Source organism: Bradyrhizobium sp. BR13661, assembly GCF_029892425.1.
GTDB lineage: Bacteria > Pseudomonadota > Alphaproteobacteria > Rhizobiales > Xanthobacteraceae > Bradyrhizobium.
This window is the reverse complement of record NZ_JARXWB010000011.1, coordinates 54,274-67,499: the sequence shown is the minus strand read 5'-3', so window position 1 is coordinate 67,499 and position 13,226 is coordinate 54,274. Positions and strand designations below refer to the sequence as shown.

Below are 13,226 nucleotides of genomic sequence, written 5' to 3'. Positions count from 1 at the left end.
GCCGCTCGTTGGGGATCAGCGAAGCGACGGTCCTGCTCCCGACCCCCGGGGGCGACGTTCCGCCGCCATGACTTCGATCTCGTGATGTTCTATCGGCGCGGGATGGAAAACGATCAGATCACGCTCACCGTTGCGCATCTCAGCGACATCGAGGCATTCAAGCGAGAGCTGCAGGAGGCCTTCGCGGTTGCCGTCATCGCGGAGTTCGGCTCTCTGCCGGACGGCCCGATCCCTTCCGACGAGGATCTCGACGGCGCGATGGCTTCGCCAGGCGCTGTGGTCTTGCGGATCGTCTGCCGGGGCCGGAAGGTCGGCGGCGCTGTCGTCACGATCGATGACGACACCAACTGCAACTCGCTCGATCTCTTCTTCATATCATCAGGCGAACATGGCCGCGGCCTGGGGCACAAGGCATGGACCGCGATCGAGCAGAGCTATCCGAAGACGCGCGTCTGGCAAACCCACACGCCGTACTTCGAGAAGCGGAATATCCACTTCTACGTCAACAAGTGCGGCTTCAAGATCGTCGAGTTCTTCAATGCCCACCATCCGGACCCCCATCCGCATGGCGCCGACGACTTGCCCGGTGGAGGCGAAGGCTTCCGGTTTGAAAAGATCATGTGAGGGCAGGCCGCGGGCACATTGGCATCAAGCCCGTAGCCGGTGGCGAGCCCCGGCTCCAGCTTGATACCGCCTGTTCCAGGTCGACGGCTCCGTCACCGTGGCTCAAACAATAACCTAATGCGCGATGACGATTCATCCCTAAGCTCATCGCGCTTTAGCCGCGCAGTCCCGCGCCTCACGCGGCCCGGTCGAGCTCCTTCTCGTAGGCTTTCAGGCTTCCCTTCAAGACCTCTTCAAGCTTGCTCTTGCGCGACCCGATGGCCTCATTGGCGGCGCGCACGGCGGCCGCCTCGATTGCCGCGTCGCGGCTGAGCTTGTCGTGATGGAAAAGCCATTTTGCCACCGTCGCCCAATCCCACAGCGGGCTGTCGGACGTCACGCGTGCGACCGGCGGGGGAAAATCCCTGGCGCGCTGTCCCTTGGAATATTGCGTCATCGCCGCGCGCGTCATCCCGGTGCGCGCGGCGATGTCCGAGAGGCTGACGAGCGGGTCGGGCTCGACGCGATCGACGCGGGCGCCTGCCGCCTGCACGTCCCGCACCGCCGTGACGATGGCGTCGCCGATGGATTTGGCCTCCCGGGTGAAGTCGACGATGATGTGGCCCTTCTGGAAGGCGATCGCCGCGTCATCGCAGCCGGCATCATAGAAGCGCTGCTCGAAATCCTCGGCCGCGGGATCGAGGCCCGAGGCAATGATGCTGAATTCGAATTTTGTCACGAGCCCTGTTCTCCTCCGTGCGGGCAGCGCGCGATCGCCCGCATCACCTGTCGGGCGTGATCTTCCGGGTTCTTCGGCGTGCCGTTCACGCCGACCTGGCAGCCATCGCGGCCGGCATGCGGGCAGAACAGCCGCCCCCAGTGCCCCATCTTGCGCCACCGCCAACCTTTCGACTCGGCGTCTGCGACAACGGCCTCGATCTCCTTGTGCGGATGCCTGGGACGATCGGCCATGTCACGACCTGAAGATAGCAGGAGTGTTAACAAATGTCAACACTATCGCTCACCGAGTGGGTGTCGGTCTTGCCCAGGCGGCGATGGAGCGTGGGGACGTTGGAGATGTTCTGCAAGATCTCGTTGTCGGTACCGTCACAGCAGATGACGAGGTTTTTGGGCGTGGGGTTGGCCGAGTGCTCCATGGGATGCGCCTCCGGGTGATGCTACCGGGGCGTGTATAGCGGAGAATCGAAGTTTTGTAGATGACGCTGGGGGAGCTATCTCAGACTTAAGTGCCCATGACACCGCTGGCCAATCGTGACACAAGTATAAGTTGCCGCAATATTCGAGGTTTTCACTATGCCGTTGACGCTCGACCAGTGCAGCGAAGCGCTGCTCGGTAGAGGATACTTTCCCAAGGAATTGCCGCCACCCTTTCAAACACGCTCACTCGCTGACAAATTAGTAGCCGTTCGCGGGAGATGGTCTGCAATTGGTGCTGCCATGAGCAGCAGAGCCCGCAACAAGCTGCCGCTGCCTTCGCATTCAGTGCGTTTTGATATGGCTAGGAAAGGCCACGCTCGTCGCACCCTCGCGATACCAAATCCGATCAATCAGTTTTACTTGGTAGAAGAAATCGCTACGCATTGGGCGGCCATTACGGCCCTTACCGAAAGCTCAACTCTATCGATCACAAGATGCGAAATTGCGCCCGAAGGCCGGGCGGTCCCAATCCCCCCGCTTTCGACTCTAGGTGAGAAGCGCATCGTTATGTATGCCGCTAGAGGCGCCATACTTCAAACGGACCTCCTGAGCTTCTATCACTCAATCTACACGCACGCTATTCCTTGGGCGCTACATGGCAAGTCGGTGGCCAAGGCAAATCGGGATACGAGGGACCCTGCGGTCTTTGGCAATAGGATCGATGAGCTCGTTCGTTCGTGTCAGGATGGTCAAACCATTGGAATCCCCGTTGGTCCGGACACCTCGCGCATTATCTCCGAGATTCTGCTCTGCTCGGTGGAAAAAAAGATATCGGCAGAGCGCCTGAATTTGATAGCGAGTGGCTTCCGCTATATCGATGATTTCTTCTTGTGCTTTGAATCATTGGCTGATGCAGAAGCCGTTCTGACCTCGCTTCGCGAAGCCTGTTTGCATTTCGATTTGCAACTAAATGCAGCGAAGACCGATGCATTTCATGCTGTTGCTTTCAATGAGGAGACTTGGCCAGGTGAAATCGTAGCAATGAACTTAGGGTTCAATGGAGCGAGCCAGCGCCGTTCATTGATGAGATATTTTGCGGGAGTGATCAAGATCGCGAAAGAGATGCCCTCTGAGAGTATTGCTAGTTTCGCCGTACGAAATTCGACGAGGGTTTTAATAGCGAGGGAGAACTGGGATATCTATGAAGCGTTCCTTTTACGGATGGCCCGCGAGAATAGTAATTGCATCGACTCCGTTGTGAAAATCATCTGCACGTATGCAGCGATCGGATTTCCAATTTCTCCACTCGTTTCCGCGTTCGTTGAGCGAGTGGTCGCAGATCACGCTCCGTACAATCATCACTTTGAAGTGGCTTGGGCGCTCTGGTTAGCGCGAAGTCTCGATATCCGTTTATCGCCCACTTCATCGAAATTTGTTGTTCGTATGGAGAATGATGTTTGCGCAATACTTGCACTTCATTTGCGCAGCCGTCGATTGCTGTCAGGCAGGAATCTCGATTGGCTTCCCACTGTTACGTCTGATGATCTGCGGAGCGACCATTGGCTCCTCATATATGAGGCCGCGTCGCGGCGTGGCTGGCGCGTTAGTGGTGCCGCCGCGGCAGTTGCCGCGGACCCATTCTTCGCGGCCCTGAGGGATGAGAAAATCTCGTTCTATGACAGTCGGGCTTACAACAGGCCGTTGAACTTGCCGGGAATCGCGTTTCGGCTCAATCTCGCGCTCGAAGGGCGGAGACGGGCGGTTCTCCCCGGTGCAATAATGGCCGTAAGTGAGGGCGTACCCGGAGACTATGAGCAGTTAGGCGGCGACTATGGGGCCGACGAGTTCTACCCGCCCATTCCGGAGCCCGATGAGATCGACGATATCCCAATTTAGGAAAAGCGAGTTGCTTAGGGCAACGAAGCTGTTCCCCGCACCGCTCGTCGTTTTCTCAAGGGCGATCAGATCTATATGTCGAGCATCGACAGTTGGTTTGGTGGGTCTGCAACGTTAACGTCGGCAAATGAGAGGCCCTTGACCGTCCCGAGGTCCCTTACAACCCGCGTTATGTGGTGTGCAGTATTTATCTCCTAAATGATTGCTCCGCAAAGCAGCGCGCTTTGTGAGCTGGGCCTGTCTGGCAAGTGACACACAGGCTCCCACACAGAGACCTTGGTGCAGGCCCCGATTACTTGTCGGGCTTGTCCTTGGCTTTCGGCTTTTGTGGCTGCTCGGCAATCACGCCAAGTGAAGCGCCTCTCGTTGTCGTCCGTTTCAAGTTTGCGGGCGGCTTGCTTGAAATTTATCTAGCTGAGTTTGTTTGGACATGGCCATCATTCCTCCATCCAAGCGATATCGCCTTTACTTCGATGAGACTGGTACTGGTGACATCAAGGCTCACGAGAAAGACTCCAATCAACGCTATCTAAGCGTCACGGGAATCGTTTTTCGACAAGACGTGCACGATACGACGTTTACGAGCAGATTATCCGCGTTCAAACGGCGTATATTCGGAACGCCAGATGTAGTCTTGCACCGCCGAGACATCATGGGGTGCAATGGAGTGTTTGAAGCACTAAAGGATGAGACTCTTCGCGCCGAGTTCGATCGACAATTCATCGATCTTGCCAGATCCATCCCCGGTCCCGCATTCACGGTGTCCATCGACAAAAAGGCTCACCTAGAAAAATACAAGGTTTGGCAGTTTGACCCCTACCACTATGTTCTGACCTGCCTTGTCGAGCGCTATATATTCTGGCTAAAGCGCCACAACGCCGTGGGCGACGTAATGGGCGAAGCGCGATCTCCGTGGCATGACGGGCGATTAAGGCGAGCTTATCGAAGGCTTTATGACCTGGGCAGCGACTATCTGACCGCCGCGGAGGCCAAAACAAGACTCATATCTCGCGAATTGCGTCTTGAACCAAAAACGGCAAACGTTGCTGCGCTCCAAGCCGCAGACCTGTTAGCGCATCCTGCACACCGCACATGGAAATTTATGCAGCAGGACCTGCCAATTCCGAACGATTATGGGGCGTCGCTGGTGAGGATTTTGGAAAACGGCATCTATGACCGTCATCCAAGAACGGGCCTAATCAGAGGATGTGGGCGCAAATGGTTGCCCTAACGAAACCCGGGGGCCTATAGCCCCCGGCGATCGCAAGCGATCTCCCTCCGACAGAATTTCTTACTCAGATAGACCTTTCAGATTCACGACGGATTAAACTAAATATAAATTATTCCTGCCGAAAAATCAATGGGTTACTAACCCATTGAGCGCGAATCACTTTTTGCGCAATCAACAGATGACGAGGTTTTTGGGGGCAAGCTGGCTGCGTGCTCCATGGGATGCGCTCTACGGGTGATGCTACCGGGGCGAGTATGGCCGGGCACCACAGAACTCGACACTGCTCGGCGCGCTCTGAATCAGTTCTCGTGAAGGCACGCTATACGTCTGTATTGCGGACATCCTTCGGCACATTGCATAGATCCGCAATTGATCGCCATATTCGGCGGAATTCGGGAGCATGCCAAGGATAGGAGGAGTGCTCGCAAACAATCACCGGACCGCCAGCGTCGTGCTGCCAGTCCGGCACGTGGTGAAACTCCTCCATGACCATTGGAGCGGTAGCTAGGTTGACGGGAGGCGCACCATGCTGCTGCAGAATCAAACTCTCATCGATCTCGGGCCAGTTAATTCCGCGGACCCATTTGCACTTTCCCAGAGTGACGTCAGACGCTTGTGGCTCATCGAGCGGCACCCACTCTCCGATGACATCCTTTTGCGATAATCGAAGCTCGAACTGGAGTGCCTGCGCTAGTGCAACGGAGAAATAGCCAATCTCGCGAGCCTTGTTTCTAATGGCAATCGCTTGATCTTCAGTCATGCGCACATTTCGGGGAGGACTGCTTTGCAATTGTAAGCCTTCGAGCGCAGGCAGCAGTCGCTTGCAGTCCCGATCGCCGAGAGCGGTGTTCCCATATCGAACAACCTCACGCAGCGTACTAACCAGCTTGTTTGTCCCTGCGGCTTTGCCGGAGGCCTCCCAGTTTGCTGCCCAACGGGCCGTTGTTGTCGATCCGATCTGCTTCAAGTGCTTGTTGCCATGTTCACGCTTTATGCGTGCGAGAATGCGCGCGCGTTCGACGCGCGTTTGATGACATAGCTTCTGAAAGGGAGAGGCAGCGTCGCTTTGATAGCGATCGACTAACTCGCTGACCCTGTAGCTCATGCTCGAAGCCCTGGTGAGTCAAAGAACGTAGAAAATGACTAGTGCGGAGATCGCTATCGCACCTGCGATGCCTGCATCCTCTGCGCGGATACTGATTCCAAAGAACTTTACCTCGAGTCGATGCGCCATGAGATGATTCTCCTCTAAAAATCTGGCGCGCCGAAAATCGCTAATTCCACGCGCTCCTGACAATGCCGGGCGAGGGATAAAATAATTCTGTTGTTGGTTCAGATGGTTATCGCGAAATCGTCAGCCTCGCGTTCTTTGAGTGTGAGCGCAACGCTGCGCCGGCAGCGGCTCGATGCAAGCAGATGGTATCGCTGGAGAATGCTTGCCCGGCTCTTTTTGGGCCGGACTGGTTTTTCGTTGCGCAAGCTACTTGCTATGAAGTCGGGATCGATTTCTCGAACGAAAAATGGGCTCTTAGCAGTCGCGTGTTTACACCCGTGCAAGGAGTGAGAAGCCGCGCGGAGACGCCGCTGCCCCACAAACAACAACGGCCGGATCTTCGATCCGGCCGCGACGCAAAACTCTACTTGGCTAAGCCTACGCCACGCAACCTAGCCCCCGCCCAATTCAGGGAATCTCTTAGCTGGCCTTCTTGACCGGCGCGTCGCCGACCTTCTTCTGGATGGCGCGCTTCAGCTCGAGGGCGCGCGGCGACAGGGCGTCGGCCTTGGCCTTGAGCAGGAAGGCATCGAGGCCGCCATTGTGGTCCACGCTCTTCACCGCGTTGGTGGAGACGCGCAGGCGCACGTTGCGCTCCAGGGCTTCGCTGATGAAGGTCACGTTGACCAGGTTCGGCAGGAAGCGGCGCTTGGTCTTGATGTTGGAGTGGCTGACCTTGTGGCCGACGAGGGGGCCCTTGGCCGTCAGTTCGCAGCGGCGAGACATGGCAAAAATCCTTGGTTCGAACCCCCAACGATTGCGGCCGCCATTCGGGGCGCCACGGGGGCTAATTCTTTCGTCCTTGTAGGGAGCGGGCGGACGTATAGGGGGGAAGGGGCGGGACGTCAAGGCGACAGGGCCGAAAGGCCGTGTCGTCCCGGGGCGGGCGCGAGCCCGAACCCGGGATCTCAGGCCGCAAAACAGGTGCCACACCTCTCCCATCGGGAGAGGTCGGCATAGCGCCGGGTGAGGGGTTTTGCACCATCGTGGGACCTGAGCCCCTCACCCGCGCACGGGACGATGCTTCGCATCGCCCGGGGCGCGACCTCTCCCGATGGGAGAGGTATCGGAGCCCGGGGCGAAGATCCCGGCCAATCACCAAAACGGCAATGTTTAAAACCCCTTACCATCACATAAAGGGCGCAATCGCACCCGAATAGTCCATTGAGTTCCTGGCGTCTCGCGCCTTTATGCATTGTTTGCAGCTGTATCTGGCTTAAGTAACAACCACTCGTTTCCCGATTGGACCGTCTCGTGCACACGTTCCCGCTCATTCCGCCCCGGCTGCGGTCGGCCGGCAGGCTGGTTTTGGCCGCTGTTGGCGGGCTGGTTTTGGCGTGGGCGGCTGAGCCGGCGGCCGCGCAAGGCAAGCTCGAGGCGCAGTATGAGGCGACGCTGGCGGGCATTCCGGTCGGCCGCGGCGCCTGGAACATCGATATCCAGGACGATGTGTTCTCGGCGGCGGCCTCCGGCGGCACCACCGGCATTCTGAAATCCTTCGCGGGCGGGTCCGGCACCGGCGCTAGCCAAGGCCGCGTCGTCAATGGCGCGCTGGTTGCGTCCGCCTATCAGGCCTCCACCACCACCTCGAAGAAGACCGAAGAGATCCACATCACCCTCGACAAGGGCAATGTGAAGGAGTTCGGCATCATTCCGGAGCCGCCTGTCGATCCCGATCGCATCGTCGTCACCGACGCGCATCGCAAGGGCGTGTTCGATCCGATGACGGCCTCGCTGGTGCGCGTGCCTGGGACGGGCGATCCCTTGTCGCCGGAGGCCTGCCACGGCTCAGCGCCCGTGTTCGACGGCCGCATGCGCTACGAGCTCAAGCTCGATTTCAAGCGCATGGAGACCGTGAAGGCCGAGAAGGGCTATCGCGGCCCGGTCGTGGTCTGCGCGCTCTATTTCGTGCCTGTGGCGGGCTACATCCCCGACCGCCCCGTGATCAAATACCTCGCCGCCCAGCGCAACATCGAGATCGCCTTTGCGCCGGTGGCCGGCACCCGCATCCTGGTTCCGTTCTGGCTGAAGGTCCCGACGCCGCTTGGGCCGGCAATGCTGGAAGCCACCAGCTTCATCACCACCGCCCAGCCGCCACGCGTCGCGAAGACGCAGTAGCTCTTTCTTACCCTCCCCTGGAGGGGGAGGGTCGATCGCGCGCAGCGCGAGCGGGGTGGGGTGATCTCTCCCCGCGGGCAGTCTCCGAGTGGAGAGATCACCCCACCCCGTCGCCCATTTCGCTCCGCTCAATGGTCGCCGACCCACGGGCGAGCTACGCTCGTCCCGGACCCCTCCAGTGGAGGGTAAGAAAACAAGCAGTATCAACAACTTACCTACTGTGCATGGGGTTGTTTTCGCTGATGGGTTTTTCGCAGCCGGCTTTGCCGGGAATCCATTTGACTCCTCCCCGATTCTGATTCGACTCCGCGCCATCCCCAACTTAACCAAATCCGTCATCAAATCGTGGCTTGTGCGGCACCCCAAAACTCCATCTAGTGCACACGCAAAACGAGTCCCACGACACCTTGCGTGAACGGAACAGGACTCCGAGGGGAGTCTGCGATTCGGCCGCGATTCGTTCTAGAGTCGTTCCGAAGCTTAAGGGCACAGGGAAAAGCGTCGCAAAGTGAAACAGTTGCGCGAGATTTGGGGAGGCGTCACCGCATTCTCCGCTGTCATGCCCCGGCTTGACCGGGGCATCCAGTACGCCGCGGCCTCTCGGCTCAACCAACACCGCCTCGGCGTACTGGATCGCCCGGTCAAGCCGGGCGATGACTGGTGCGCGCGTGGCGAGCGCCTTGCACCCTATCGCCCCAGACAGCACTGACATTCGCCGCATTACCCACTACCTAATCAGCTAGACATGGCCTTTCCTCCCTCCCCCTTCGCTTCCGAGCGCGCGCTGTCCGATCGGGTGCCCGGCGCCGGCGTCACTGCGGTGCTCGGGCCGACCAACACCGGCAAGACCCATCTCGCTATCGAGCGGATGCTCGCGCATTCCTCGGGCATGATCGGCCTGCCGCTGAGGCTGCTTGCGCGCGAGGTCTATAACAAGATCGTCGCCCGCGTCGGCGCGGACGCCGTCGCGCTGGTGACGGGCGAGGAGAAGATCAAGCCGAAGCATCCGCGCTATTGGGTCTCGACCGTCGAGGCGATGCCGCGCGACCTGGATGTCTCCTTCCTCGCCGTCGACGAGATCCAGATCGCTTCTGACCTCGAACGCGGCCACGTCTTCACCGACCGCATCCTCAACCGCCGCGGCCGCGACGAGACGCTGCTGCTGGGCGCCGCGACCATGCGCCCGATCATCGAGCGGCTGCTGCCCGGTGTCTCCATGATCACCCGGCCCAGGCTGTCGCAGCTGGAATTCGCCGGCGATCGCAAGATCACGCGCCAGCCGCGCCGCACTGCCATCGTCGCCTTCTCCGCCGACGAGGTCTACGCCATCGCCGAGCTGATCAAGCGCCAGCATGGCGGCGCCGCCGTGGTGCTGGGCTCGCTGTCGCCGCGCACGCGCAACGCGCAGGTGGAGATGTTCCAGAACGGCGACGTCGATTATCTCGTCGCCACCGACGCCGTCGGCATGGGCCTCAATCTCGACGTCGACCACGTCGCCTTCGCCTCGGACCGCAAGTTCGACGGCTACCAGTTCCGCCGCCTCACGCCTGCCGAGTTCGCGCAAGTCGCCGGCCGTGCGGGGCGCGCCACGCGCAACGGCACCTTCGGGACGACGGGCCGCTGCGGCCCGTTCGAGCCCGAGCTCGTGAACGCGCTCCAGAACCACATCTTCGATCCCGTGAAGATGCTGCAATGGCGCAATACGAAGCTGGATTTCTCCTCCCTCGGCGCGCTCCAGGTCTCGCTGAACCTGGCCCCCGGCCACGAGACCCTGACGCGGGCGCCGATCGCCGAGGACATGCGCGTGCTCGACCACGCCGCCCGCGACGTCGAGGTGCGCGATATCGCGCATGGCAAGCAAGCCGTGGAACGGCTGTGGGAGGCCTGCCAGGTCCCGGACTACAGAAAGCTGTCGCCGGCCGCCCATGCCGAGCTGGTGACGACGCTCTACGGCTTCCTGATGCAGAAGGGCTGCATCCCCGATTCCTGGTTCGCGGCCCAAATCGACCAGGCCGACAATGTGAGCGGCGATATCGACACGCTGTCGGGTCGGATCGCGCAGATCCGCACCTGGACCTTCGTCGCCAACCGCCCGGACTGGCTGAAAGACCCCGAACGCTGGCAGGGGATCGCCCGCGAGGTCGAAAATAAATTATCGGATGCGCTCCATGAACGCTTGACTGAGCGTTTCGTTGATCGCCGGACCAGTGTATTGATGCGCCGCCTGCGGGAGAACACGAGCTTGAATACGGAAATCGGCAAGACCGGCGAAGTCATCGTCGAAGGCCATGTCATCGGCCGCCTCGATGGCTTCACCTTTGCACCGGATGCGGCGGAAGCCGGCTCCGATGCGAAAGCCTTGCAGGCTGCCGCGCAAGCGGTGCTCGCCGGCGAGATCAATACGCGCGCCGAAAAGCTGGGCAACGCGCCGGACGATCAGTTCGTGCTGACCTCCGACGGCACCATCCGCTGGACCGGCGATGCCGTGGCGCGGCTGACTGCCGCAGAGGAGGCGCTGCATCCGCGCATCCGCATCATCTCGGATGAGCGGCTGACGGGCGCGCCCCGCGACAAGGTGCAGGCGCGGCTCGACCTCTGGCTCAAGACGCATATCGAAAAGCTGCTCGGGCCGATGTTCGAGCTGTCGAAGGCCGAGGACGTCACGGGCATCGCCCGCGGCATCGCCTATCAGCTGGTCGAGGCGCTCGGCGTGCTCGAGCGTCCGAAGATCGCCAACGAGCTGAAGGATCTCGACCAGCCCTCGCGCGCGACGTTGCGCAAATATGGCGTCCGCTTCGGCGCCTATCACATCTATTTCCCCGGCATCCTGAAGCCCGCCGCGCGTGCGCTGGCTGCGCTCTTGTGGGCGCTGAAGCAGGACAATGTCGATCTGTCGGCGCTGTCTGGCGCCCAGCATCTGGCGTCCTCGGGGCGCACCTCGTTCCCGGTCGACAAGAGCCTGCCGCGCGATGCCTATCGTGTGCTCGGCTACAAGCAGGCCGGCGAGCGCGCCGTCCGCGTCGACATTCTGGAGCGCCTCGCCGATCTGATCCGTCCGGCGCTGGCCTGGCGCGAGAACTCGCCCGGCGAAAAGCCCGCCGGCGCGTTCGATGGCCGCAGTTTTGTGGTGACGCAGGCGATGACCTCGCTCACCGGCTCCGCCGGCGAAGACTTCGCCTCGGTGCTTCGTGCGCTCGGCTATCGCATGGAGAAGCGTGCGCCGTTGCCGCCGAAGCCGGCCGCGCCTGCTGTTGCGGAGACGCCGGCGACGGAGGCTTCCGCCGAGACGCCTGCTGAAACGACGGATGCTGCGATCGAAGCTGCCGCTGAGCCCGTCACCGTCGAAGATGCGCCCGGCATGGAGCAGCACGACGAGCCCGCGCACCACGAGCCGGCGCTCGAGGCCTCGCCCGAAGCAGCGCCTGTCACGCCGGAAGATGCCCCCGGCATCGCGCCTCCGGCTGAAGAAGCTGCTGCGCCCGCGGAGACTGCTGCTGAAGCCGCTCCCGCTGAACCTGCTGCAACGGAAGTCGCCGCAGCGCCCGACGCTGCTGCGCCTGCTGAAGCCGCAGCCGCGCCCGCTGAACCCGAGCTCATCGAAGTCTGGCGTCCCGGCGGCCGTCACGAGGACCGCAAGCCGCGCCACGAGCGCCATCGTCACCAGCGCCACAACAATCAGCGTCCGCAGCAGGCCGGCGCCGAAGCAGGCGCTGCGCCGGCGGACGGCGAAGCCGTCCCAGCCGCCGACGGCGAGAAGCGTAACGAGCGCCATCGTCACGGCGGTCATCGCAGAGACGGCGGCAGGGATTTCCGCAAGCCGCGCGAAGGTGGCGCCGAGGGCGCGCCGCGTCAGGACGGGCGCGACGATCGCAATCGCAGCTTCCAAGGTAGAGAACAAGGCAAGGACCGCGACAAGGATCGCGATCGCAACCGCGATAACAAGAAGTTCGGCGGTGATCGTGACAAGGGTCGCGACAACAGGGGCCGCGATCGCGACAAGGGCCGTGACCGTCAGGGCGGTCCGTCGTTGCGGCCGTACGCCTCGAGCGCGAATCCGCGCGAGCGCGATCGTCCCGCGGATCCGAACTCGCCATTCGCAAAGCTCGCTGCGCTGAAGGAGCAGCTCTCGGGGCGCAAGGAGTAATCCCACGACCACCGAGCGGCAGCGCCTCGACAAATGGCTGTGGCACGCGCGGGTGGTGAAGGCGCGGACTTCGGCGGCTGAGCTCGTCGAGTCCGGACACGTCCGCATCAACGGCACGCGCGAGAAATCACCGGGCCATGCGATCAAGATCGGCGACGTCATCACCGTCGCGCTCGACCGCACCGTGCGCGTGCTGAAGGTGACCGGCTTCAACGAGCGCCGCGGCGATGCAGCCTCCGCGCGCGTGCTCTATGAGGAACTCGGCGAGCGCAAAGTATAATTAGTTGCGCTCTGAGTTCATTTCTTGGTCGATCAACCACACAAAGCCGTCATGATCGACCGTTCCCGATCTTGCAGCGCGGGGCCATCCGCGCTACGCAAGCCGCGACTTTTAAAAGAGCTTTTCGGAGCGTTGGATGACTTACGTCGTCACTGAAAACTGCATCAAGTGCAAGTACACCGACTGCGTCGAGGTCTGCCCGGTCGACTGTTTCTACGAGGGCGAGAACATGCTCGTCATCCATCCGGACGAGTGCATCGACTGCGGTGTGTGCGAGCCGGAATGCCCCGCCGACGCCATCAAGCCGGACACGGAACCGGGCCTGGAAAAGTGGCTTGAGGTGAATACCGAATACGCCAAGAGCTGGCCGAACATCACCCAGAAGAAAGAATCACCTGCGGACGCCAAGGAATTCGACGGGCAGGAGGGCAAGTTCGAGAAATATTTTTCGAAGAAGCCCGGCTCCGGCGACTAAATTCCGGCGCAAACTTAACCCTAATACCTTCGTCAGCGCCGAAAACCG

General features: G+C 60.9%; 10 protein-coding genes and 1 pseudogene. 7 read left to right on the top strand and 4 right to left on the bottom strand.

Translation table 11 applies throughout. The features are described 5' to 3' along the window. The first annotated feature begins 84 nt into the window (after nt 1-84). A complete protein-coding gene (locus M2427_RS19300) occupies nt 85-624 on the top strand; it encodes a GNAT family N-acetyltransferase (RefSeq protein ID WP_280708123.1) in 540 nt (179 codons plus the stop codon). 175 nt (nt 625-799) lie between these two features. On the opposite strand, the gene M2427_RS19295 is transcribed toward M2427_RS19300, so the two are convergent. Both M2427_RS19295 and M2427_RS19290 read right to left on the bottom strand, forming a co-directional pair. After that, nucleotides 800-1,342: a hypothetical protein gene (locus tag M2427_RS19295; protein WP_280708122.1), complete on the bottom strand. Its 543-nt coding sequence runs from the start codon at nt 1,340-1,342 to the stop codon at nt 800-802. Then, nucleotides 1,339-1,575, bottom strand: a complete 237-nt coding sequence (locus tag M2427_RS19290) for a hypothetical protein (protein WP_280708121.1) — start codon at nt 1,573-1,575, stop codon at nt 1,339-1,341. The genes M2427_RS19295 and M2427_RS19290 overlap by 4 nt, the downstream gene beginning before the upstream one ends. Before the next feature lie 342 nt (nt 1,576-1,917). Between M2427_RS19290 and M2427_RS19285 the strand changes: the two genes are divergently transcribed. After that, complete coding sequence (locus M2427_RS19285) at nt 1,918-3,657, top strand: RNA-directed DNA polymerase (protein WP_280708120.1); 1,740 nt, start codon at nt 1,918-1,920, stop codon at nt 3,655-3,657. A 430-nt stretch (nt 3,658-4,087) separates the two neighbouring features. Then, nucleotides 4,088-4,888 carry a DUF3800 domain-containing protein gene (locus M2427_RS19280; RefSeq protein ID WP_280708119.1) on the top strand — a complete coding sequence of 267 codons (801 nt, stop codon included), beginning with the start codon at nt 4,088-4,090 and terminating at the stop codon, nt 4,886-4,888. Between the two features lie 319 nt (nt 4,889-5,207). Here the strand turns inward: M2427_RS19280 and M2427_RS19275 are convergent, their stop codons facing one another. Then, nucleotides 5,208-5,993 (bottom strand): hypothetical protein, encoded by a 786-nt coding sequence (locus M2427_RS19275; protein ID WP_280708118.1) that lies wholly within the window; start codon nt 5,991-5,993, stop codon nt 5,208-5,210. A 588-nt stretch (nt 5,994-6,581) separates the two neighbouring features. Beyond that, nucleotides 6,582-6,887, bottom strand: coding sequence for a 50S ribosomal protein L28 (rpmB, locus tag M2427_RS19270; RefSeq protein WP_200297717.1), 306 nt, complete (start codon nt 6,885-6,887; stop codon nt 6,582-6,584). Between the two features lie 582 nt (nt 6,888-7,469). Between rpmB and M2427_RS19265 the strand changes: the two genes are divergently transcribed. The 4 genes and pseudogenes from M2427_RS19265 (at nt 7,470) to fdxA (ending at nt 13,178) form a co-directional block, all read left to right on the top strand. After that, a complete protein-coding gene (locus tag M2427_RS19265; RefSeq protein WP_280708301.1) occupies nt 7,470-8,279 on the top strand; it encodes a DUF3108 domain-containing protein in 810 nt (269 codons plus the stop codon). Between the two features lie 745 nt (nt 8,280-9,024). Then, entirely contained in the window at nt 9,025-12,423 is a 3,399-nt protein-coding gene (locus M2427_RS19260; RefSeq protein ID WP_280708117.1) for a helicase-related protein, read from the top strand. Between the two features lie 13 nt (nt 12,424-12,436). Then, nucleotides 12,437-12,703: pseudogene (locus tag M2427_RS19255) on the top strand (RNA-binding S4 domain-containing protein); the annotation flags it as partial. Nucleotides 12,704-12,839: 136 nt separating this feature from the next. Continuing rightward, a complete protein-coding gene (fdxA, locus tag M2427_RS19250; RefSeq protein ID WP_280708116.1) occupies nt 12,840-13,178 on the top strand; it encodes a ferredoxin FdxA in 339 nt (112 codons plus the stop codon). Nucleotides 13,179-13,226: the final 48 nt, after the last annotated feature.